The following is a 22525-nucleotide window of genomic DNA, read 5'->3' as shown; positions in this document are numbered from 1 at the left end:
AACAGGTCGCTGCCGTGGGTCCAGCCCTGCAGGTCGGCGACGGCGACGAACGCCTCGAGCGGGCAGTTGCCGGCGCCGGCGCCGTGACCGGCCAGGGAGGCGTCGACGCGGGTGACCCCTTCCTCGACGGCGACCACGGAGTTCGCCACCGACAACGACAGATTCTCGTGGGCGTGGATCCCGAGCTCGGTGCCCGGGTCGAGCACGTCCCGGTAGGCCCGAACCCGTTCGCGTACCCCGTCCATGGTCAGCCGACCGCCGGAGTCGGTGACGTAGACGCAGTGCGCGCCGTAGGACTCCATCAACTTCGCCTGCCGCGCCAGCTCGGCGGGCGGTGCCATGTGGCTCATCATGAGGAATCCGGAAACGTCCATGCCCAGCTCGCGGGCCGTCGCGATGTGCTGGGCCGAGACGTCCGCCTCGGTGCAGTGCGTGGCCACGCGCACCGAGCGGACGCCGAGCCGGTAGGCGTGCTCGAGTTCGCGGATCGTGCCGATCCCGGGCAGCAGCAGCGTGGTCAGGCGCGCCCGGGACACGTTCGCGGCCGCGGCCTCGATCCACTCCCAGTCGGTGTGGCTGCCCGGTCCGTAGTTGAGGCTGCCCCCGGCCAGACCGTCGCCGTGGGCGACCTCGATGGCGTCGACGCCGGCCGCGTCCAGCGCGGCCACGATACGGCCCACGTCCTCCGGGGTGATGCGGTGCCGAACGGCGTGCATCCCGTCCCGGAGCGTGACGTCCTGGATGAACAGTTCGGTCGTCATCGGGTGGTCTCCAGTTCTGCCGCGCGAGCGGTGTCCGTCTCGGCGGCGGCCTCCGCGAACCGCAGGGCCGCCGAGGTCATGATGTCGAGATTGCCCGCGTACGCGGGCAGATAATGGGCGGCACCCTCGACCTCGAGGAATACCGACACCTGATGGGTGGGTGTGGTCGGGGCGCCGTCGGCGAGCAGGGTATGCACCGGTTGCCCCTGCGGAACCGGGGTGATCTGAACCTGCTGCTTGAGCCGGTAGCCCGGCACGTAGGCGGCCACGTCGGCGACCATCCGCTCGATCGACTCCCGGACGGCGTCGTGCACGACTGCGCTCGGCTCGGAGATCAGGCAGAACACGGTGTCCCGCATGATCAGCGGCGGCTCGGCCGGGTTCAGGACGATCACCGCCTTGCCCCGGGCTGCCCCGCCGACCGACTCGATCGCGTGCGCCGTCGTCTCGGTGAATTCGTCGATGTTCGCGCGGGTGCCGGGTCCGGCGGACTTCGACGCGATGGACGCGACGATCTCGGCGTAGGCGACGGGCGTGACGCGGGAGATTGCCGCCACGACGGGAATGGTTGCCTGCCCACCGCAGGTGACCATGTTGACGTTCGGCGCGTCCCGGTGTGCGTCGAGGTTGACGGCCGGAACGACGAAGGGGCCGATCGCTGCGGGCGTGAGGTCGATCAGCCGCTTGCCGTAGGGTTCCAGCGCCCGGGCGTTGGCCCGGTGCGCCTGCGCCGACGTCGCGTCGAACACGAAGCCGATCTCGTCGAAGTTCGGCAGGCCGATCAGGCCCGCCACGCCGTCGGCGGTGGTGGGGACACCCAGCCGGCGGGCGCGGGCCAGACCGTCCGAGTCGGGATCGATGCCGACCATGGCGCCCATCTCGAGGTTGGTCGAGTTCCGGATCACCTTGATCATCAGGTCGGTGCCGATGTTGCCGGAGCCGATGACGGCCACCTGTGTTCTACGGGTGCTCATGTGTTGTCCTCCTTGGTGAAGGTCGCGGTCACCGAACCGAGTCCGGTGATGTCCGCGGTGACGGTGGAGCCGGGGTGGACGGGCGCCATCGGCCCGAGGGCCCCGGACAGGACGATCTGCCCGGCGCGGAGCGGTTCACCGAACCGGCGGGCGGTGTCGGCGAGCCACGCCAGGGCCCGCAGCGGGTCGCCCAGGCAGGCCGCGCCGTTCCCGGTGGACACCGGCGCGCCGTCGACGCGCATCGCCATCTCGGTGTCGATCGGTTCGAACTCGTCGAGCCCGCGGCGCCGGGTGCCGAGGACGAACAGCCCGGACGAGGCATTGTCGGCGACCGTGTCCCCGAAGGTGATGTCCCAGCCTGCGATCCGGCTGTCGACGATCTCGAGGGCGGCGACGGCGTAGTCGACGCTGTCGCGGATACGCCGGTCGTCGAGCGGGCCGTCGGCGAGGTCCTGCCCGAGCACGAAGGCGATCTCCGCCTCGACCTTCGGTTGCAGCAGGCGGTGGAAGGGCACGGGTTCGTCCTCGGTGTACTGCATGTCGTCGAACAGGACACCGAAGTCGGGCCGGTCCACGCCGAGTTGCCGCTGGACCGCCGGTGACGTGAGCCCGATCTTGCGACCGACCACACGAGCGCCGGCGGCCGTGCGTGCGGCGTTCAGTTTCGTCTGGACCGCGTAGGCGCGCTCGATATCGGAGCTGCCGATGAGGTCACGCACCGGTGGGCAGGGCGTGCGGGTGTGTACCGCGTGGTCGATTCGGATGAAGGCCGCATGTACAGCCGGATCGTCCGTCGCGGCGCCGCCGGCGGAGGGCGGAGCCGGCATGCGGTCGGTTCCTGGGGAGGGGGTCATGGCGGTCCCGGAAGGTCGAAGGGAATTGACCTGCCCACTGTCACCGGGCGAGCCGGCATCCGGCCAGGACAATGTTCGACTCAGTGGAACGTACAGTGGCGGGTGACCCGAATCGCCAGGTCACCGGACGAAAGGGTGAATGCGGTGCACACTCCCAGCGACGCGCAGATCGACCCGAACACCGTGCTCGGCAAGGTCGTCACCGTGCTGTATGCGTTCACCGTCGACGACCACGGGCTCAGCCTCGCGGAACTCGGCCGGCGCACCGGCATCCCCAAGGGCACCCTGCACCGGCTGGTCTCCGACCTCGTCAAGGTGCGCCTCCTCGACCGCACCCAGGCCGGCTACCGGCTGAGCGGGCAACTGTTCGAACTCGGCATGCGGGCGTCCACCGAACGCAGCCTGATCGAGGTCGCGACCCCGTTCCTGGAGGACCTGTACGAGCGGACGCACGAGACGGTGCACCTCGGCATCCTCGAGGGCACCGAAGTGGTCTACATCTCCAAGATCGGGGGACACCGACAGGCCCGCTCCCCGTCCCGCCTCGGCGGCCGAATGCCGCTGCACTGCACGGCCATCGGAAAGGCGCTCCTCGCGCACTCCGATCCGGAAATCATCGACAGGGTGCTCGCCGCGCCACTCGAACGGCGCACCCCGAAGACCCTGTCCGGGCCCGGACTGCTGCGCGCACAGCTCGAACGCATCCTCGACGAGGGGGTCGCGTACGAACGCGAGGAATCCGCGATGGGCATCACCTGCGTCGCCGCGCCGGTACTCGACCCCGACGACCGGCCGATCGCGGCCCTCAGTGTCACCGGTCCCGTGGCCCGCTTCCACCCCGAGCGGCACGCCACGTCGGTGCGCGCGGCCGCAGCCGGCGTCGCCGCCACCCTCGCGCGCCGCGCGCGGATGTCGGAGCCGGAATGAGACGGGCCGCACGTGCCCGGCGGCCGGCCCGGCAGTCCCGGCAGGGAACCCCGGTCCGTCGCGGAGGCGGACGAATCGGACAGCGCGCCGGGCGTTCGTCGTCTAGGCTGCCGCCCATGACATCGATTCCGGTGAATGTCGACAACTTCGTTCGCGCGGAGACGGATCGGATGTTCCTCGATCTTCAGCGGGATGCCGGGGGCATCAATGTGCTCCGGCACAACCGGGAACCCGCCTCGGTCGAGCAGCAGACGGTGATCCGGATGAACCGCGACACCCTGTACAGCCTCGCGATCGTCGACACCTCGGAGGGAGCGACCCTCACCATCCCCGACGGCGGTCGGCGGTACATGTCCGTGATGGTGGTCGACCAGGACCACCATGTCGATCGGATCCTCCACGACCCGGGAGAGCACAGGTTCACCGCCGACGAGTTCCCCACGCCGCACGTCGCCGTCGCGGTGCGGATCCTCGTCGATCCCTCCGATCCGGACGACGTCCGCACCGTGGTCTCGCTCCAGGACCGGTTCCGTCTCGAAGCCTGCTCGTCGACGCCGTTCGCGGCGCCCGAATACGACCGCGCGAGCCTCGACGCGACGCGGGAGGCGCTCCTGGCGCTGGCACGAGGACTGACCGGATTCGATCGGATGTTCGGTGCCCGGAACACCGTCGACCCGGTCCGGCACCTGATCGGCACGGCCGCCGGCTGGGGCGGCCTTCCGACCGAGGAGGCCGTGTACATCGGCGTCGATCCGGGACTGCCGGTCGGCGAGTACGAGTTGACCGTCGGCGATGTGCCCGTCGACGGGTTCTGGTCCGTCTCGGTCTACAACGCCGAGGGCTTCTTCGAACCGAACGAGCGCCACGCCTACAGCATCAACAACCTCACCGGCGTGCCCAACGAGGACGGCTCGATCACCGTCCGTTTCGGTGGCGGCGACGACGCGGACCGTACCAATCGCCTTCCCGTCACGGAGGGGTGGAACTATCTCGTGCGTCTGTATCGCCCGCGTGCGGAAGTCCTCGACGGAAGCTGGGTGTTTCCCGCCCTCGCCTCGTCACCGAACGGGCGGTGAGCGTCGACGCCGGCCCGGCGTCGTCCCCGAGTTCGCGTTCACCCGGCCGGGCCGCCCCGCGTATTGCGGGGCGGCCCGGTGCGTCCGAGAGCGCAGGTCACGCCCGCCTCGGGTAGTCCGTCTCCCACGGCGCCGGGATCGGGTAGTACCGCTCCAGGAATTGGGTGACCTTGGCCGTGCGCAGCTCGAGGTCGACCTCGGGCACGCTGCCGTCGTTGAGACAGAAGAAGTCCATCTTCCGCGTCGCCAGCAGCGTGTCCAGCTCGCGCAGCCCCGAATTCATCGTCGTGTCGACGTACCGCATGCGGGCCGTCGTCTGCTGCACCGCGCGACCGGTCATCAGCGCGTAGTAGTGGTAGAACGAGTTCGTCACCGAGATGTTCTCCGCGGCCCGGAACGTGCTCGCCGCCGTCGCGGCGAACTCGTCCGCGAACTCCCGTTCCATCTCCACCATGATGCTCTTGCGCAGGGGCACCGGCGTGTGTTCGAGGTGCCGGGTGATCGTCACCCCGAACCGGTCCTCGAGCAGCCGGCGATTCACGCGTGCCGCGTTCTCGAAACCACTGCGCTTCTTGTGGTTCCGGCCCAGCCCGATCCGGGTGTCCGCCTCGATGAACTTCGTGACCCCGCCGCCGGAGAAGAACATCTGCGGATCCACCGCGCGGCCGAAGAACATGTCGTCGTTCGAGTACAGGAAGTGCTCGGACAGACCCGGGATGTGGTGCAGCTGGCACTCGACGGCCTGCGAATTGTGGGTGGGCAGCACCGACGGGTCGGCGAAGAACTCCTCGCTGCGCACGAACGTGACCCGCCCGTCGTCGGCCAGCCAGTCCGGTCGCTCCGAGTCGGTCGCGACGAAGATCCGCCGGATCCACGGCGCATACATGTGTACGGAGCGCAGCGCGTACTTCAGCTCGTTGATCTGCCGGAAGCGCGCGGGGGAGTCGTCGCCCTCGCCCACCACGTAGTTCTGCATGCGCTTGGCGCGCTCGGCCTGCCACTCCTTCGACGAGCCGTCCACCCACGAGAACACCAGGTCGATCTCGAACGGGACGTCCGACGGATGGGTCGCGAACATCCCCTCGATCGTCGGCCACGTCTGCCCGTAGCGCTCGACGGTGGTGCGGGTGACTTCCTCCCGCGGCACGCTGCGCCGGGTCAGTGCGTTCTCCTTCGGCAGGAGGATTTCGTCGTCGGTGTGCGACCACAGCTCGATCTGCACCCCGTGCGACGCCCCGTACCGCAGCCCGCTGGTCAGCTCGACTCGCGGCCGGAACAGGCGGAACGCCCGAGCCTTGGAACTGTGGGAGAGCCGGCCGTCGGCGATGAGCACCGGACGGCGCCGCTTGGTGCCGACCGTCTTGGAGTAGAACGGTTCGTCGGTGCACGCGACGACCAGCGCGGCACGCAGCTCCTTGCGGTCGGCCCAGTCCACCGCCAGCACCGGGCGTGTGCCGTCGCCGCGGACCAGCAGATAGTCGATGCCGGCGTCGTCGAGGACCCGGCGCACGAAGTGCAGATCCTCGAGCATCGCCTCGTGCGGCGTGGTCGTCGAGATGGGGATCGCATAGCGATCCCGGAACCACACGATGTCCGGGTGGCCGTGCAGCCGGGGCCGCTCGGATGCGAGCGGGGGAGCGTCCCCGACGCTGTGGGGCAGGGGGACGAGATGAACGGTGTGGGGGGCCGGCGTGTGCGTCGGAGTGCTCCTTTCCTGTGAAGGGATTTCCCGTGAAAGATCCCGGGAACGAGAAGTTTGATTCTAGTTCACTATTGCAACTTCAGGCACATCGTGAAGGCGCCGGTGGGACGACGACTCCGGAACCGGCGGCCCGTGCGGGGTCCAGTTTCGGGACTCCGGCCCCGTCGAGGCTCAGCCGACGTCGGTCGGCCCGATCCATTCGGGGTACTGCGGGGCGCTCGCGCCTACAGCGCCTCGAGATGGGCGACGACGTACGGCCACGGGATCCGCTCCTGCTCGAGCCGCAGACCCTCGGCACGCACCGCCGCCAGCGCGTCGCGTTCCGGTCCGGTCAGGTGTGCGGGCACGTGTGGGGCGGGTGACGTCTCGGGCACGGCGAGTTCGCGCCATCGCTCGACGGTGCCGCGGTCCATGAGCAGGCTGCGCACGTGCGGGAGGCGGCCGCGGAGCCGGTCGAGGATCGCGAAGCCGTGCGTGTCCAGGTCACCCCAGTACACGACGTCGGAGGCGGCGAGCCACGGCACGTCCGCCAGTTCGTGCACCGCGTAGCCGCCGCCGTGCACCGCCACCGTCGCCGGCAGATCCGGCAGCGCGTGCAGGCCCTCCTTGTTCTCCAGGATCAGGGTGCGGGCCGGCGTCACCGGCAGTGCCGCCAGCTCGTCGAGTGACGTCGCGAAGATCCGGGGCGCCGCCGCCAGCAGCGCCCGGTCGCACACGGCCACCTCGCACATCCGCGGCAGCGACCGCACCCCCAGGTCACGGTCGCCGCGCACGCCGTCGAGCAGCGTCTCGACCAGGCCGCGGTGCCGCGACACCCACTTGGTGTCGACGCCGGGCACCGGCAGCTGGCGGATGAACAGCCCCGACGACGGATGCTCGGCCAGCCAGCGCACGGCCGCGACGAGCCGCGCGAAGTCCGGCTCGTCCAACTCCAGCCAGCGGGCATGCGTCGCGGCGATCGCTGTCGCGAGCGTCGCGGTGCCGGGGCCGAGTCCGTCGAGCAGCCGCGCCTGCCGTTCGGTGAGGGCGCGCCACTCGGGCCCTCGTGCGGCCGCGGCGGCGATCTCGGTCGCGCCCGAAAGCAGCAGGCGCATCGGCACTTCCTGCGTGCCGAAGCTCGGCCAGCGCCGCGTCTCCCACTCGACCCGCCCGGCACCCGGGTAGCGGTGCCAGGCCCGCACCCACGCCACGACGGCGTCGGGATCCTGCGCGACCCGCCGTTCGGACGGCGGATGCAGCGCGATCGACAGCGAATCCGATGCGGCCGCAGCGGGATCGGTGATCCATCGGGTGCGGCGGCTGCGGTACGCGGCCTGGGCCTTGCCGGCGACCGCGGACGGCGGCACGCACAGTGCGCTCACGTGCCGTCCTCGCCGGCGTCGCGGATCGGCAACAGTGCGATCTGCGAGTAGCGCTTGTCGCGGATGCTCACCGCCGCCACGCCGTCGATGTAGTCGTCGAGGGTCTGCAGCAGCTTGAGCGGGGTGGCGAGCACCATGTGGAACCCGAACTGGGTGAACACGTCCAGCGCCCGCCGCGTGTACGCGGGGTCGGCGCGGTCGAACGCCTCGTCGAGGATCACCGTGCCGTAGCGCGGCAACTCCTCCCCGGCGGCGGCCAGCTGATAGCGCAGCGCCGCCGCGAGGCAGAAGAACACCAGCTTCTGCGCCTGCCCACCCGACAGGCCGGAGCTCGAGTCGTGATAGTTGGCGTCGTTGCCCTCCGGGTCGACCTCCACCCCGATGAATCCGACGTGCAGGCGGGTGTCGAGCACGAGGCGCTTCCACCGCAGGTCGGCGGGCTCGCCGGAGTCGAGCCGTTCGAGCACCGCCGCCATCTGTTCGAACCGTCGCTCCGCCGCGGCCCGGTCCTCCTCCTTCCACGCGCCGCTCGTGATCTGCAGCAGCTCGGCCAGGAACTCCGACGCGGCGGGGGAGCGCCGGTCCTTGACGTCGATGCGCAGGATCCGGTCGGTGTCGAACGGCGAGCGGCGCAGCGATTCGTTCACCGGCTCGATGCGGGAGCGGATCTCGCCCGGCGCCTTGCGGATCGCGCGCGCCAGCTCACCGATGTTGCGGTGCGACTGCTCGCGCAGCAGCCGGAAGAACTCGTCCTCGTAGGCGGGCAGGCCGTCGCTGCGCAGCCGGGCGAGCACGGCGAGGGCGTCGTCGACGTACTCGGCCTCGGAGCGCATCTCGGCGCGCCGCGCCTCCCATTCGGCGAGGTAGCCGGTGAGGATGGCGGTGATGCGGCGCTCGGCGTCTGCGGTGTCGCGCTGTGCGGACCGCATCTCCTCGTTGATCGCGCGACCCACCGTGCTCAGGGCCCGGTCGATGTTGTCGACGGTGACGCGGCGGACCGCCGCGGCGAACCGGGCCCGGATGCGCGCGGCGATCGCGTCGGGCACGACGGTGCCGGCGTGCGCCTGCGCGTCGTCGAGCCGCGCCTGCACGCGGGTCAGCTCGTCCCGGTGCTGTTCGAGCTTGGCCAGCGCCGCGGTGTGCGCCTGCCGGGCGGCGCGTTCCTCGCTCTCGGCGCGAGCCAGATCCGCGGTGAGCGTGGCGTATTCGGTGTTGCCCTGCATCCACTCGCGCAGCCGCTCCTCGATCGCGTCCACCGCGCTGCCCGCCGCCGCGACGTCGACGTCGGCCCACGCGGACTCGCGGATCACCGCGGCGGCCTGCCGGCGCTGCTGGATTGCGGACTCGGCACGTTCGAGCGCCTCCTGCCGCCGTTGCAGCGCGTCGACGTCGGTCTCGGCGTCGCCGATGCGCCGGCGCAGGTCGGCGAGCTTGGCCTCGTTGTCGAAGCCGAGGACCCAACGGCTGCGGTCGTCGATGCGCCGCCGGTCGTCCTTCTCGTGCCGGTCGCCGCCGTGCTTGACCTGTCCGGCCCGGGTCACGCCCCGCGGGACGCGGCGCAGGTCGTCGGCGGTGTCGACGCACGTGTAGTCGAAGCGGTCCGCCAGCTGGTGGTGCAGCCACGCGGCGAGCGGGCCGGGGCGCACCTCGAGCTTGCGGACGAGCGAGCCGTCGGCGGTGGTGGGTGCGTCCGGCGCACCGGCGCCCGTGCGGACCCGCCGGTACACGAGGCGGGCACCGAGATGGTGTGCGTCGACGGCGGCGGCCACCCGCGGATACAGCTCGTCGGGCACCAGCAGGGTGCGCCCGAATCCGCCCAGGACCCGCTCGATCGGACCCGTCCACTCGGCGTGCTCGGCGCGCACCGCGATCAGCTCGCCCGCGAAGTGCAGGGCGTCCTCGCAGAGCCCGGCCGCCGAGCACACCAGTTCCCGGGCGCGCAGCAGGTCGGGATCGAGGTTCGAGCGGCGCCGGGCCAGGACCTCCCGGTCGGCGATCAGCGCGCGGATCGTCTTCCGGCGTTCGGCGAGCGCACCGGCCACCTCGTACAGCTCGGCCCTGCGCGCATCGGCGGTCGCGTCGAGCTCGCGCAGTTCCCTCTCGAGCTGGGCCTGCAGATGCGCGAAGTCGTCCGCGGTGGCCGGTGTCTCCGCCTCCCAGTGGGCGAGGGCGACGTCGAACCGTCTGCGTTGCTGGGTGATTCGTTCGAGGGCGGTCTCGGCGGTCTCCTTGTGCACGCGGAGGGTCGCGAGCCGGCCGTCGCCGGCGCTCTCGGCGCGCACCCGCAGATCGAGGGTGCGTTCGCCCGCGTGGTCGGCCTCGTCGGCGGTCTTGTCCGCGGCGGCCTGCAGCAGACCCGTCTGCGCCCGCGTCTCGTCGAGCCTGTCGCTGAGCAGGTCCACCGTCATCCGGGCGTGCACCGCGTCGAGGTGATCGGTCTCGTCCTGCAGATCGCGCTGCGACTGCAGCCCGGTGCGACGGGCGTCGGCCAGCGCGACGAGCGGCTCGAGCGTCTCGACCTGGCGACGAGCGTCGACGACGACGCGATGCGCCTCGCGCAGCTCGCGGAACTGGGTCGTGGCCCGCTCGGCCATCGCGAACGTCGGCGGCTCGTCGAGCATGTAGTCGCGCAACAGCTGGTCCAGGCTGTTCAGGCTCTTCGCGGACAGCGTGCGGTGCAGCAGCCGCTGCGCGGCCTCCGACGAGATGCCGAGCTTGGACCGGAATGCGCGCGCGAACGGCGCGTAGCTGGGGTTCACGACCGCATCGGGCCAGCGTTTGCGGATGCCCCGCGTGTCGATGCCCCGCGCGACGAACGGTTCGAGGTCGGTCAGCTCCACGTCGGTGTCGAGGATCAGGTGCAGGTGCGAGATCTCGTTGTTGGCGTTGGCGCCCCGGCGCAGGTGCATGAGCTTGAGCAGGGTCACCGGGGCCGTGCCGTCGGCGGCGTTGTACGTCAGTGCGACCGCGCTCCACGTGGCGCCGGTGCGCAGATAGGAGGCGGTGAGCGCGTCGGTGTCGGCGTCGGCCTCGCGCCGCCACGCACCGCGGATGTAGCTGACGAAGTTGCGGCCCGACCCGGCCGCGGACTCCTGCGCGGCCGCGTTGAACCGCACGCTGCCGCCCGGCATGAGCACCGTCGAGATCGCATCGATGAGCGTCGACTTGCCCGAACCGGACGCGCCGGTGATGAGAAAACCCTTGCGGGCGACGGGAATGTCGTGATGCCCGTGCAAAGTGCCCCAGTTGACCACCTGCACCCGCGCGAGCCGGAACTGGCCGGGGTGGATGGGTGCGGCGCTCACGGCGCGTCCTCCTCGACGATGCGCCGGAACTCGGCCTCGACGGCGGCGACCTGATCGGCGTCGAACAACTGCCGTAACACCGGAGAGACCTCCATCCGGCCCTCCGTGGACGTCGACGCCAGCAGCGTGTACTTCTTCAGCTTCTCCCACGACGCGTTGACCCGTTTGCGGAAGCCGGCTGGATCGGTGCTCGTCGCCGCGCGGTACATCTCCAGCTGCCCGGCCACCTCGTCGAAGTCGACGATCACCCGCTCGCCCGGCTGGGCGCGCAGCAGCCGGTGCCGCAACGCCAGCAGCATCACAGTGTCCATGAACGTCAGGCGCTCGGTGCGCAGCACCGTCGGGGCCTTGTGGTCGCCCGTGTCGGCGGGGCGGGTGAACGCGAGCTGATCGTCCTCGTCGACGACGAGATCGAGGAACACGTCCGCGAGCCGGGACCGCAGCACCCGCTCGTCGCGGATCACCGTCCGCCACACCTCCGGGTGCTTGTCGGCGGTGACGAGCGGTCCCTTGAGGAGTTGCACCAGCGCGCGACGGGTGTCGAGGTCGAGTTCGCCGGTGTCGCCCGGATACAGCCCCGTGCGGGTGGTCGATTCGGTCATGACGCGTCCTCGGTGATGCGGGCGGTGAACTCGGTGTCGGTCGGGTCGAACAGGTGCCGGCGCACCGTCGCGACGCGGGTCGCGCCCGACGGGGACGTCCACGCGATCTCCTCGGTGCCGTCGACGCGGTGACCGTGCTCCGCGGCGAGCACCAGCAGGCCCACCGCGCTGGCCAGGCCCTGGGTGGCGGGATGATCGCGCAGCACGTCGCCGATCGTGGCGCTGCCGCGGGAACGCAGCGTGGCGGCGACGTTGCCGGCCAGCTCGTCCATGTCGATCTCCGATTCGCGGACGATGCGGCGCAGCTCCGCCAGATCCACCTCGCCGACCGGCTGCGTCACCACCGGCTCGGCCACCAGGTCGTCGGCCGGGTTGTGCAGCCGCAGCGCCGCCACCGAATCGATGCCCATGCCGACCCGCACCAGCTCGAGGTCCAGCAGATCGTATGGTTTGCGGCGCTGCGCCACCTGCAGGGCCTGCTGTTGGGCCGAGCGCAGGAGCCGCTGCAGACGCCGGTGCTCCTCGTAGTGGCGGGACTGCACGAAGTGCCGCAGCGAACGCGACAGCGACGTCATCGTCGCGTGCACCTCGCCGCCGGCGTCCTCCATCTCGGTGAGCAGGGTGCGGAACCGGTTGCGTTGCTCGGTGGTGAGCTGCTGCGCGAACGGGCGTTGCAGCACCGCCTCGATCCAGTCGTCGAGCTGCGACGACCGCTCCGGGTCGATGATCATGTCGTAGAAGCCGGCGAAGCTGCGGCCGGCGTCGGAATTACCGATCAGATCGACCCCGCGGAACACCTCGCCGAGGGTGTCGCCGCGGTCGCCCTCGTCGTCGAGGATCCGGGCCCGCAGCTCCCGGTTGAGCGCTTCCAGCTCGGCGCGCACCCGCGCGAAATCGCCCGGGATCTCCCCGGCCAGCGCCAGGATCTCCGCGGACCGTTCCACCGCGCGGTTCCTGTCCAGCACGGGAAAGTCACCGGATTCGACGGCGGCGATCTGCCGGTCCAACTCGTCGCGCTCGGCCCGCAACGCCGCCAGGCGACTCTCGCTGCGGGGGTCCGAGTCCCGCGCCAGTGCCTGGAGCTGGCTCGACAGGGTGGTCAGCCGCGACTCGGTGACCGAGCTGGTGGCGGTCGTCAGGCCCGCGACGAAGGTGAGCGCGGCGAACGTCGCCTCGGTCGGCTCGAGGGTCTCCTCGCGGGCGTCGGCGCTCGCGCGGCGCAGCAGGTAACCCGCGCGCACCCAGTCCGCACAATAGGCCTGACCGGTGCGCGGCAGCTCGAAGCCCTCGTCGCGCAGTCCCTGCAGGTCCGCATCGAGGCGGGCGAACAGCTCCGGGGCCGGCAGCCGTCGCGTGCCGCGGTCGAAGTGCCGGCCCAGCAGCGCCAGCACCGCGGCCGCATTGTCCGACCGCAGCAGCGCCCACGCTGGGTGCTCCTGCCGCAGACGCGTCAAGCGGTGCAGGTCGGCGGTCGACACGACGCTCCCTCCGGGATCGGGTTCGATCATGCTGACATATGGGGGCGACAGCGTCGCGAGCGTGGTCCGGCGAACTCGGGCGGGTTCGAGTTCGGCTTCCGGGGGCGAATACAGACGGGATGCTGGGTCAGCGGGTGTGCGACTCGAAGTCGTCGAGGACGGCGACGATGCGCTCGGCGGTGTCTTCCAGTCCGGAGCACCATTGCGATTTGGGCACTGGACTGCCGCTATCGCTCCAATGGATACGAGCAACGATGAGTATTCCGTAGGACGTTTCGATGCTCATTTCGCATCGTTCGGGCAGTGACTGGTTGGTTTTCAGCAGTGCCCGTCGACCTGCAATCTCGGTACGGCGAACGTCGTCGCCGTTGTCACTGGACTTTTGCCGTTCTTCCTCGAAGTTGAAATTGGCGGAGAGCACCGAGAGGTCGTAGCGGACTAGTACACCTGGGATGTGGACGGTGCCCTTGTAGGCGCAGCCAAGCATCGTGAAATGGGTGGCCGCGAAGTCGGCCTCGTCTTCCGTTGCCGGGTCGTAGCCAGCGGCGATGATCACGTCATTGGGAATGTCGAGGCAAGGATCGAAGTCCACCACAGGGCGGTTGGACTCGTCGGCCAGACGCGGCACGCGAGTCGCGGCGGTTGGCGATTCGACGGCTGAACTCACTGTCGTCGAACTATGGGTTGGGCTGGCGCAGCCGGCGAGTGCGGCTAGGACTACGAGCGCACCGGTGACGGTAGTGGCGGTACGGCGCGCTGTCACAACTTGTCCCGGGGAAGTGCGTTCAGGCGTTGTACCCATTCGGATTCTGCGGCGAGGAAACCCTCACCTCCCACGGCGAACGTGTCGCGCATATCTCTGAGCACCGCTTCGAACTGTTTGAGTCGTTCGTAGAGCGACTCGGGCGTGCCCCGAGCTTTGCGTACGAAACCCGCGCGAAGGTCCTCGGCCGATTTGAAGCCCCCGAAACTCGGTACCGTGGTGAGATCGCCGGCCTGTCGGCCCGCCTCTCGAAGCGTCTCGAGCATGGTGTCGCAAATGGCGACGATCTCGTCGATCGTCTGCGGATCCAATCGAAGTCCCTCGGCCATGAATCCCCCCCGGTATCAGTTGGCCCGGGCACTGTACCGCACGAGTTGTGCGGTCGAATCCGCACAGCACGCCCTACCCGAACAGTGCGCGCAGCTGTTCGTTGGCGTCGTCGCGGTCGAACCACTCTGGGTCGATGCGCTCACTCCGCCGCAGTCCGAGCCACTGCCGGATCTCGTCGTGACGCTCGTGGGTCGGGTCGTCGGCCGCGGCGAGCATGTCCGTCCAGCCCCACGTCCCGCCGGAGTCCTCGGCTGGCGCCAGGCCCTGCCCGTCGACACAGGCGGCGCGCGGTGCCTCGGCGTCGAAGTCGGCGACGGACTCGACGACGATGTCGTGCGTCCACCCGTCGCCGTAGTCGTACAGGTACGTCAGCGATGCCCCGACGTCGGGCAGTACCGTCCCGATGGTCACCATTCCCTCGTCGACGACCTCGTCCTGACCGTTCGCGAGCTCGTCGTCGAGCTGATCGTCGGGCACGTATACGCAACCACCGGTGAACGGCTCGTCCTCGGTGAACTGGTGCAGGTGGTAGTCCTCCCAGGCGAAGCAGCTCTGGATGACGAAGTGCAGATGCAGCAGACTCAGGGAATTGTCGACCACCACCCGTCTCCACACCGCAGGCTCGCTGTCGCGCAACGTGATTCGCAGGGTGCACCGCGCGGGCGGGTGGATGGCGACGGGTGTCGCGTCGCCGAGGAGGATGCGCACGGCGGCCCGCACGGCAGGACGGAGAGGCGTCGGCACGCGGTAGCCGTCCGCGTCGTCGAGGATGCCGTCGGCGACGAGGTCGTCGAGGCGGTCGACGAGCATGCTGCCGAGAAGACTCGGTCCAACCGGCATGCCGGGGAACAGCACGGACAGTGCGTGCAGGCGCTCGTCGGGGCCGGACGGCAGGGGGTGCTCACCGAAACCGGCGGACAGGACGGCAGCGGTCGCCTCGTCGAGGACGGAATGGAATGCCACGAGCCGCCCCTCGCCGCGCCTGCCGAGGGCCACGATGAGGGAATGTGTCACTGCGTCTCGGCACAGGGTGAGGTACTCGCCGGGATTCCGGTCCGGATACCGCCACGCCGGCGCGGCAGGACCGGGCTTGACGACGGTCTTTCCGATCGAGATCAAGTCCAGCATGGCTGCAACGACCCAGGTCTGTGCCAGTACGGGAAGATCCCACATCGACTGGACCTTGCGTGGTGCCAGATCCTCGCGCTTGCCGCCGACAGCGTCGAAGGCCTCCATGATCAGGGCGCGCTTCAATGCGCCGGTCGCGGTCACGGGCCGGCGCTCACCGATCCAGCCGAGCAGGGCGTCCAGCCGTGCGACGACCGGCACGACCGTCAAGGCGGCGCGTTCGACCTCGGGCGCGACTGGTGGTTCGTCGACCTCGGTGGGTGAAAGGGACGCGAGCCTCGATTCGATGTACGACGTGAGCGTGGACAGGGCGTACCCGAGGTCCTCGTCCTGGCCGGTCCACCGATTTGTCGCCGAGAGGAACTGCAAGAACACAGCGGCGTCCCCGGCGATGTGTGCCCGCGTCTCGTCGTCGTCCTCGACCAGTTCACTCGTCAGCACCCGCTCGAGAAGGTGGTCCACGTCGCGGCTCCGCCATGCCGTGGTCGCAAACCCGGAATCCTCACGCGAGAGCGCGTCGATCGCGTGCCCGACGCTGGCAACGAACTCCTCCGCCTGATTCGCCGAGCACCCAGCGTTCTCCATCAGCCATGCGGCGAACTCCGGTGCCAGTGCGCGGTACTGCTCGCTCGGCGTGTCCGCCGGGCGACGGCGCGCGGCCAACGATACGACATTGTCGGGCAGCGGTTTATGAGGAGAGGAGCCGCGGCTCGACCCCGAGTGCTTGCGGGACATGGGCCTCCGACCTCGGTGGTCACGGAACAGTTCTCGCCGATGCTACCGGTTCGCCGTCGACGGGTGCTCACGCGGCGAGCGGGTGGGCGGGTGCGTGCACGCGACGGCACGGGCATCGGACGGCGCGGCCCCGATCGTCGTCGGGCAGCCAGCCGTACTCGTCGCACCGGCCGCATCGGGGCGGCAGGGGAGGCCGTGGCTGTGGGAGCGATTGCCACAGCGGGATCCACGCGTGCGCGAAGCGCGTCGGATTGCCCGGTCGATGCGCCGATCGTGCCGCCGCGACCAGGGGCGGTATGCCGTGGGTGCCGATCAGCGTGGCGATCTGGGAGCGTGCCGCGGCGGGCAGATACTCGAATGTCGCGGTCAGACCGGCGGCGCGGCATGCGCTGGCCAGCTCGCCGATCTGCATTCTTTCCGGGATGCTGGTCACCCCTTGTGGCCGCGCGGGCGGCGCCGCCGGTTCGGCGGCCGGTGAGGGGTTGGTTTCAGTCTCTTGGTTTTCAGTTCTTTGTTCAGCGCCGGGTTCTCCGGTGTCCGGCTCGCCGGGGTTCAGATTTCCAGGCCCCGGCTCGGGCTGGACCGGTACTTCGTAGACGGTCTGGACGGTGATCCACTGGCCGTGCTCGTTCTGGCGACGCTCGGTGACGAGGTGGCCGTGCGCAGCCAGTTCGCGCATCGCGGACCGGATGGCGTCGCGGCCTTCGGCCGGTGATTCCGCGGCGATCGCGTCGGAGCGGATGCGCCAGTCGGCCGGCTTCGAGAGCAGCCAGATCAAGACCGCGCGGGCGCGGAAGGAAAGGTTCTTGTTGCCGATCGTCTCGTTGCGGATGACGGTGTAGTGGCTCGTCGGGCGCGGCGCGCGGCGCACGCCACCGACGAAGGTATTCTTACCCATGTTCGACTCCCTTACAGTCGGACATCCGGCCCGTCGGGAGCGGCAACTCCTGGCGGGCCTTTTCAATTGTGGCCCTCGCGGACGCGGGGGATGACACATCGTGGCACCGCGCCGCGGGGGCGTCAATCGATTCGGCGTCCTTGCTTGGAATGCGCTGTGGGCGAACAGTAGTCGTTCTGTCGGCGTGTCGCGCTCACCGATACCCGGTCGCATCCGCGGGAAGTCCTGGATCTTGAACTTCCACCATGTACCGCCAGCAGTCGGGCTGCGACCCGTCGACGTCGGTGAAGCCGTACTCGCGCGCCAACCCGCCCGACGAGAACGAGCCGCCGTTGCGGCGGTGCACGTCCGGATCCGCGGCCAGCGCCGCGACGGCCCGCCCGACGAACCGTGGCGACTCCGATATCGCGACGAAATGTGGCACGGCGGCGTCCCGCCAGTTCTCCTCCGTGACCCCGAAGTGCTCGAGCATCATCTCCGACCGCATCCACCCGGGCGTCAGCGCGACGGCCGTGCACCCGTGCGGCGCGAGCTCCTTTGCCTGCGAGAACGCGAGGCGAAGCATCGCGGACTTGACCAGGTCGTAGAACACCGAGAGCCGGAAGTTCGCGGCATTGTATTCGGCTGTACCGTCCGTCATTTCGACGACGAGTCCGCCCGGGTTTCGGATCAGCAGCGGCAGGGCGAAATGGCTGGTGATCAGGTGCGTGTCGACCGAGAGATGCACCATCCGCAGTCCGCCCGCGAGGTCGTGCTCCCACAACGGGGTCTCCCACTCGATGAGCTTCTCACCGCCCCAGATGTCGTTGACGAGGACGTCGAGGCGGCCGTGCTCGTCGTCGATGCGCTGCACGAGCCGTCGCACCTGTTCGGGATCGAGGTGGTCGACGGCGACGGGGATGCCGACCCCGCCCGCGGCCGTCACCAGCTCGGCGGTCTCCTCGATCGTCTCCGGCCGGTCGTACTCCGAGCGGTGCTCGCGGGTGCTGCGGCCGGTGCAGTACACCGTCGCGCCGGCTTCGCCGAGGGCGATTGCGGTCCCGCGGCCGGCGCCGCGGGTGGCGCCGGCGACAAGGGCGATCTTGCCGTCCAAAGGTCGAGTCATGGCTCGGACGGTACTGCGAACGCCTTCTGCTTGTAAGCACACGAATAGTCGAACAAGCAATTTGCATATGGCAAAGGGACCCCGGTGGGGGTCGTGAAGTCGCTCGTATACCGTTTGCGCCACCCATATGATGAGAGGACGGCGCTGACCGTGGTGATGAGTGAGAGCGACGAGGCTCGGCTACGCAGTGAAGCGATGCGATTTCTCACAATCCGAACACATGACGGCCTCGACTCGATAACACGCGATGAGCTGCTCGACTTCAGATTCGACGGTCAGATGTTCCGGCTGGTCGACAAGACTCGTGGAATTCGAAAGCCCAGGGAACTGAGCTCGGCGTTATCGATCATGACGACCTTTCGTGCACCCGGGGCTGACCGCCCCTACGAGGACGAGGTCGCGACTGATGGGTTTCTGCGGTACAAGTGGTCCGGCACCGACCCGAAACATATGGACAACCGCGGTCTCCGCGAGGCGATGATTCGGGAAGTTCCCTTAATCTGGTTCTACGGTGTGGGGGTAGGACGTTACCAACCGATCTATCCGGTCTACCTCGTTGATGAAGAGCCCGAACGACACCAGTTCGTGGTGGCGATCGACTCCGAGCGTGACCTGTATCGCCCCGACTCGCCTGTCGAAGAGGCGCTGCGGCGTTACGTAGTCGCGGAAACCAAGCGTCGGCTTCATCAGCCAGTGTTCAGGGCCACTGTCATGCGTGCATATGGCACCCGCTGCTCAGTGTGCGCGCTGGGACACAGCGCGCTGCTCGACGCGGCTCATATCGTGCCCGATTCACACGAACTGGGCATCGCCTCGGTTCGGAACGGTTTCGCTCTGTGCAAAATTCACCATGCGGCCTACGACGCGTCGATCCTCGGTGTCAGTCCGGACTATGTCGTGGAGATTCACCAGGATCTGTTGGAGGAGATCGACGGGCCGATGCTCGAACATGGATTGAAGGGCCGGCACGGCAAAGCGCTGATGGTGCTCCCGGAGAAGAAGGGGGAGTGGCCGGACCGCGACCTCCTAGACATCAGCTATCGCAGATTTCAGCAGGCGGCGTAGGAGGGCATCGGTTGGTGCCGAAGGAGGCCCATTGAACGGAAGCTTTGAAATTGTTGGCGCCGGGGCGGGGCGGCGGGGAGCTTGGGTCGCGGTCGAGCAGGTAGGCGCTGACGGTCAGCGGATGGACTCACAGTGGGTCGCGTTGTTCCGTGCGTGCCAGGCAGCGTGGGGCTCGGCCGGCCCTGCTCGATTGCAGGGACCCGATCGAGATCTGCCCTCGTTCTTTGCTGGTGTCCTGTCTGTGATGGCGGCGCCGAAACGCGGCGGACCGCTCAAGCGCCCTGGTGGCAGAATGCCCCTGACTTCAGGTTTCGGTGAGGACGGTGCGGTGAGGGATATTCCCGCAGTTCACACAGAGGGTAGGTCGATCCGCTACTTGCCAAAGCATTCGTTGCCAGGGCCGATGCGGGGCAGCAGATCGTCGGCAGCGTGCACCGCGTTCGCGTCGGTATCGCGGCGGCATCCGACGAGGCCCTGGCTCGGGTCGTCGAGCACGATGCGACTATCGCTGCGGCCGTCCACGATTGCATCCTCGGTGTGCTCGGGCTTTGATGGTGGCACCTCCCAAGCCCCATCTCGGGTCGTGGCGAAAGTCACGGCGGGTGGCGCGGGTCATCGTCCCTAGATTCCCCCTCGACCCAGCGCGTGTCTTCCAGACGACGGCGTGAGGACCGGCTCCCGACGAGCGTCTAGTGTGCAGTTCTGCAGACGGTGGTGCTGAGCCAATTCAGCAATCGGGGCCACTAGGAGCAGACGCCGAACGTGGGAGAGGGGCTGTTGTGGCAGTCAACAAGAAGGTAGCGAGTGCGGCTGCCGCAGTCGTCGTCGTTGCGGGCGCTACAGGGGCCGGCATCGCCCTCACCAGGGGTGGTGAAGAGAGTACGAGCGGGCCAGACCCGACGCCCGGCACCTACGCCACTGCCCCTAAGTGGGGCTGGGATTACGCGCTTGTCGATCCGAATACTTCCGTGCTGTTCACGACAGATACTCGGGTGATCGCGTCGGCCGACAGGAAGGACCCGGCCAATCCCAACAAGACCATTGAAAACATCATCGGAATTGACCTTGCCACGGGCCGCACCGCATGGCAGAAGTTCTTCCCCGGGGCGATGTGCGGCTCCAGTATCGGCAGGTACGCGCCGGACAGCACGGTCGTGGTCTGCCACGAAATAAAGGCGGGAACGCTTCGCGTACTCAGCGCAGAAGACGGCTCGGAGTTGGGTACACCGCATTTGGACTCCAGCATCGGAACTGATCTCTACATTTCCAATGAGACCATCTACTCGTGTATACTACAGGATAATTCCGTTACTTTTCAGGCGGGCGGCCCTCTGGACCTCGCACGTGACTTCTCTTTCAATATTCCCCTCAAAGGACCCACTTCGTGCGATCTCGAAGTACAAGACTCCTACGCGGCCGCGCACAGCATTGGCGATAATTGGGTGACAGTAGTCGGTCCGGAGGGGACGATAGTCCATCAGTCATTCGACTCCAGTGCCGAATTCAAAGGCGACGGTCTACTCACGTCTCTCAAATTTGACTCCGAGAATTCGGAGCTGCCGGACTACGCCACCGTCCTCGACGTCGACGGCAATCGGATGTACGAGTATTCGTTCCCCATAGCTACAGTGTTCACCTTGCCCGGGCGGGAAATTGCCGAAGTATTTATTGACGACAGCGGGAGTGTGCGTGATCGAATCACGGGTCAGACCCGCTGGAACTACTCTGAGCCTGCTGAGTATACGGTGGTTGGCGCAGTGGGGGACGTGCTGGTCATGTTCGAAGACGGTGCACGCCTGCGAGGCTACGACATTCGTACAGGCGAACCGCTGTGGGCAGTAGGGGTCACGCAGTTCTACAAGGGAGGTAGACCGCCCGCCGACGTTGACCTCGAACGGGAGTTTTCAGGCGTCAACACCCTCTGGCGCTTCGCCGGGGATGGTCAGACGTTACTTGTCTCTACTGGCAATCTACTGACGGGAATAGACATTACGACCGGGGAAACATCTTGGACGAGGGACGTTCGTGGCTGGATCCTCAAGCAGCACCAGAATTTCTTGGTACTCACCGATAAGCAACGTCTCCGCGTGCTTGACTTTGGTTAGGCTTTGTTCGGTATCGGTAGTCGTACCGGCGGCTGTTCGCAGCGCCGCGTATCGGTACCGTTCAAACGCTCTCTACTCAAAGCGGTAGGTCGTGACTTTGGTTTCGTCCGCCACGACCATCGTTCCGCCGTGGTGGAATAGAATTCGTCTCGGCCCGTTGACTCTCCAGGCAACCGCTCCGGTCGTCGTGTCGAGGCTCACCAACTCTTTCCCTCCCCCGAAGACCAAGTACCGCCCGTCAGATGCCGTCGTGTTGCGGCTGCTGAGCTCAGGGACGGATCCGCCTTCCAACGCATCAGGCGGGTAGATCTCGTCGAGACCGATCGCCCACAGGGCCGTTCCATCGTTGACGTCGTAACCGCGAAGCCGGAAGTCGTCCTCGTAGAAGACGATCACGTCTCCGTACCGGCCGACGACGGAAAACTCGTCCGGGGCGTCGTAAGTCCACAATTTCTCACCTGTCGACGGCTCGCGAACCGAATTACTGTTGTCGATGAGAAGGTCGAGGTCCCGGTCGATCGGCCAATGGCGAACGATATGAATCGCCTTCGGCGCGTCGAAGAGCCTTGCCCCACTTGAGTCGATCACAGCGCCACCCGCTTCGCTGGCGGCATGCTCGAAGAACACTTGGTCACCGAGATAGAACACGGACCGGTCAAATGCCTGGTAGGTGATCTCACCGTTCAGGGTCGCCACTGTCGCCCAAGCGTCGAGATCGGTGGCATAGACCAACGACTTCTCAACGAAAAGGATGCAATTGCGCGAGTCCTCGACAGGAACTCGTAGAGACCAATTCTTCGCCAAATCGACGGGGTCGCCCGACTGAATGGCGACGAACCGGCCATCGACGGTGCATGAGTAGACTGTGTCCCCCGTCAGGAACACCCGGGTCGCCTGCACGCCGCGGCTGCTCGCCGTCGCGATCTGGGACCCACTCTCCACGTCGAAGAAGGCCAGTTGGTTCTGTTGACGGCAGACAACCGACGAGCTGCCGTTCCTGTAGCCAGCTACTGCCTGGAGCCGGTTGTGGTCTTCCTCGTTGTGGCCACAGTCGAGGGTCTGCGGATCGATACTCCAGACGACGTCGCCCGTCTGGAGTTCTCGGGACGCGAGCCGCGCAGAGCCGCCAGTGCGATCACGATCGACGGTAATGATGTTGGGACCAAAAGCGAAAAGGACGTCGGCGAACTGGTCGATCTCGTATCCCCAGACCTCAATCGGTTCGCGTGCGTAAATTCCCGGCCGCGGGAATCCATTTTGAGAATCGTCACCTTCACCGGCCCCGATGGCCACCGCAACACCACCAGCAACCGCCAGTGGGATCAGGGCCGCGGCGGCTGCAAGGACACTCTTCCT

At 68.0% G+C, this 22525-nt stretch carries 19 protein-coding genes; 4 read left to right on the top strand and 15 right to left on the bottom strand.

Features of this window, described 5'->3' with window-relative positions; genetic code table 11:
- The 3 genes from dmpG to ACWPOB_RS21980 all read right to left on the bottom strand — a co-directional run.
- The coding region (dmpG, locus tag ACWPOB_RS21990) for a 4-hydroxy-2-oxovalerate aldolase (protein WP_455402118.1) at positions 1-761 on the bottom strand (761 nt) is incomplete at its 3' end.
- Complete coding sequence (locus ACWPOB_RS21985) at positions 758-1735, bottom strand: acetaldehyde dehydrogenase (acetylating) (protein WP_455402117.1); 978 nt, start codon at positions 1733-1735, stop codon at positions 758-760. The genes ACWPOB_RS21985 and dmpG, both read right to left, overlap by 4 nt.
- Positions 1732-2562, bottom strand: a complete 831-nt coding sequence (locus ACWPOB_RS21980) for a 2-keto-4-pentenoate hydratase (protein ID WP_455402116.1) — start codon at positions 2560-2562, stop codon at positions 1732-1734. The genes ACWPOB_RS21985 and ACWPOB_RS21980 overlap by 4 nt, the downstream gene beginning before the upstream one ends.
- A 171-nt stretch (positions 2563-2733) precedes the next feature.
- Between ACWPOB_RS21980 and ACWPOB_RS21975 the strand changes: the two genes are divergently transcribed.
- Positions 2734-3516, top strand: coding sequence for an IclR family transcriptional regulator (locus ACWPOB_RS21975; RefSeq protein WP_455402115.1), 783 nt, complete (start codon positions 2734-2736; stop codon positions 3514-3516).
- Positions 3517-3632: 116 nt separating this feature from the next.
- Positions 3633-4592 carry a DUF1254 domain-containing protein gene (locus ACWPOB_RS21970; protein ID WP_455402114.1) on the top strand — a complete coding sequence of 320 codons (960 nt, stop codon included), beginning with the start codon at positions 3633-3635 and terminating at the stop codon, positions 4590-4592.
- Between the two features lie 97 nt (positions 4593-4689).
- On the opposite strand, the gene ACWPOB_RS21965 is transcribed toward ACWPOB_RS21970, so the two are convergent.
- The 10 genes from ACWPOB_RS21965 to ACWPOB_RS21920 all read right to left on the bottom strand — a co-directional run bounded on the left by ACWPOB_RS21965 (position 4690) and on the right by ACWPOB_RS21920 (position 17999).
- Positions 4690-6180 (bottom strand): stealth family protein, encoded by a 1491-nt coding sequence (locus ACWPOB_RS21965; RefSeq protein ID WP_455402113.1) that lies wholly within the window; start codon positions 6178-6180, stop codon positions 4690-4692.
- A 338-nt stretch (positions 6181-6518) separates the two neighbouring features.
- Positions 6519-7655, bottom strand: coding sequence for a DUF3322 domain-containing protein (locus tag ACWPOB_RS21960; RefSeq protein WP_455402112.1), 1137 nt, complete (start codon positions 7653-7655; stop codon positions 6519-6521).
- A complete protein-coding gene (locus tag ACWPOB_RS21955) occupies positions 7652-10960 on the bottom strand; it encodes an ATP-binding protein (RefSeq protein WP_455402111.1) in 3309 nt (1102 codons plus the stop codon). The genes ACWPOB_RS21960 and ACWPOB_RS21955 overlap by 4 nt, the downstream gene beginning before the upstream one ends.
- The gene (locus tag ACWPOB_RS21950; RefSeq protein ID WP_040275769.1) at positions 10957-11562 is read right to left on the bottom strand and encodes a DUF4194 domain-containing protein; all 606 of its coding nucleotides are present in this window, start codon (positions 11560-11562) and stop codon (positions 10957-10959) included. The genes ACWPOB_RS21955 and ACWPOB_RS21950 overlap by 4 nt, the downstream gene beginning before the upstream one ends.
- The gene (locus ACWPOB_RS21945) at positions 11559-13070 is read right to left on the bottom strand and encodes a DUF3375 domain-containing protein (RefSeq protein WP_455402110.1); all 1512 of its coding nucleotides are present in this window, start codon (positions 13068-13070) and stop codon (positions 11559-11561) included. The genes ACWPOB_RS21950 and ACWPOB_RS21945 overlap by 4 nt, the downstream gene beginning before the upstream one ends.
- Before the next feature lie 97 nt (positions 13071-13167).
- The gene (locus ACWPOB_RS21940) at positions 13168-13842 is read right to left on the bottom strand and encodes a DUF3558 domain-containing protein (RefSeq protein ID WP_455402109.1); all 675 of its coding nucleotides are present in this window, start codon (positions 13840-13842) and stop codon (positions 13168-13170) included.
- The gene (locus ACWPOB_RS21935) at positions 13800-14132 is read right to left on the bottom strand and encodes a hypothetical protein (protein WP_455402108.1); all 333 of its coding nucleotides are present in this window, start codon (positions 14130-14132) and stop codon (positions 13800-13802) included. Before ACWPOB_RS21935 ends, ACWPOB_RS21940 begins: the two co-directional genes overlap by 43 nt.
- Positions 14133-14205: 73 nt before the next feature.
- Positions 14206-15924, bottom strand: coding sequence for a plasmid pRiA4b ORF-3 family protein (locus ACWPOB_RS21930; RefSeq protein WP_455402107.1), 1719 nt, complete (start codon positions 15922-15924; stop codon positions 14206-14208).
- 139 nt (positions 15925-16063) lie between these two features.
- Positions 16064-16894, bottom strand: coding sequence for a replication protein (locus ACWPOB_RS21925; protein ID WP_455402106.1), 831 nt, complete (start codon positions 16892-16894; stop codon positions 16064-16066).
- Positions 16895-17087: 193 nt separating this feature from the next.
- On the bottom strand, positions 17088-17999 hold the full coding sequence (locus ACWPOB_RS21920) for an SDR family oxidoreductase (RefSeq protein ID WP_455402105.1): 912 nt from the start codon (positions 17997-17999) through the stop codon (positions 17088-17090).
- A 93-nt stretch (positions 18000-18092) separates the two neighbouring features.
- On the opposite strand from ACWPOB_RS21920, the gene ACWPOB_RS21915 reads away from it, so the two are divergent.
- Entirely contained in the window at positions 18093-19064 is a 972-nt protein-coding gene (locus ACWPOB_RS21915; protein WP_455402104.1) for an HNH endonuclease, read from the top strand.
- Between the two features lie 372 nt (positions 19065-19436).
- Here ACWPOB_RS21915 and ACWPOB_RS21910 read toward each other — a convergent pair whose 3' ends face one another.
- A complete protein-coding gene (locus tag ACWPOB_RS21910; protein WP_455402103.1) occupies positions 19437-19586 on the bottom strand; it encodes a hypothetical protein in 150 nt (49 codons plus the stop codon).
- 257 nt (positions 19587-19843) lie between these two features.
- On the opposite strand from ACWPOB_RS21910, the gene ACWPOB_RS21905 reads away from it, so the two are divergent.
- Complete coding sequence (locus ACWPOB_RS21905) at positions 19844-21169, top strand: hypothetical protein (RefSeq protein WP_455402102.1); 1326 nt, start codon at positions 19844-19846, stop codon at positions 21167-21169.
- 72 nt (positions 21170-21241) lie between these two features.
- Here ACWPOB_RS21905 and ACWPOB_RS21900 read toward each other — a convergent pair whose 3' ends face one another.
- Positions 21242-22462, bottom strand: coding sequence for an outer membrane protein assembly factor BamB family protein (locus tag ACWPOB_RS21900; RefSeq protein ID WP_455402101.1), 1221 nt, complete (start codon positions 22460-22462; stop codon positions 21242-21244).
- Positions 22463-22525 lie beyond the last annotated feature (63 nt).

The organism is Rhodococcus sp. 2H158 (assembly GCF_053764755.1).
The sequence above is the reverse complement of the archived record's forward strand: the minus strand, read 5'-3'. Positions and strand labels throughout refer to the sequence as shown.

What these genes read in the sequence shown, in the direction of transcription:
- ACWPOB_RS21945 (WP_455402110.1), bottom strand. Translation starts at nt 13,070, where the DNA reads ATGATCGAACCCGATCCCGGAGGGAGCGTCGTGTCGACCGCCGACCTG.
- ACWPOB_RS21935 (WP_455402108.1), bottom strand. Translation starts at nt 14,132, where the DNA reads ATGGCCGAGGGACTTCGATTGGATCCGCAGACGATCGACGAGATCGTC.
- ACWPOB_RS21970 (WP_455402114.1), top strand. Translation starts at nt 3,633, where the DNA reads ATGACATCGATTCCGGTGAATGTCGACAACTTCGTTCGCGCGGAGACG.
- ACWPOB_RS21950 (WP_040275769.1), bottom strand. Translation starts at nt 11,562, where the DNA reads ATGACCGAATCGACCACCCGCACGGGGCTGTATCCGGGCGACACCGGC.
- ACWPOB_RS21985 (WP_455402117.1), bottom strand. Translation starts at nt 1,735, where the DNA reads ATGAGCACCCGTAGAACACAGGTGGCCGTCATCGGCTCCGGCAACATC.
- ACWPOB_RS21980 (WP_455402116.1), bottom strand. Translation starts at nt 2,562, where the DNA reads ATGCCGGCTCCGCCCTCCGCCGGCGGCGCCGCGACGGACGATCCGGCT.
- ACWPOB_RS21925 (WP_455402106.1), bottom strand. Translation starts at nt 16,894, where the DNA reads ATGGGTAAGAATACCTTCGTCGGTGGCGTGCGCCGCGCGCCGCGCCCG.
- ACWPOB_RS21920 (WP_455402105.1), bottom strand. Translation starts at nt 17,999, where the DNA reads ATGACTCGACCTTTGGACGGCAAGATCGCCCTTGTCGCCGGCGCCACC.
- ACWPOB_RS21940 (WP_455402109.1), bottom strand. Translation starts at nt 13,842, where the DNA reads ATGGGTACAACGCCTGAACGCACTTCCCCGGGACAAGTTGTGACAGCG.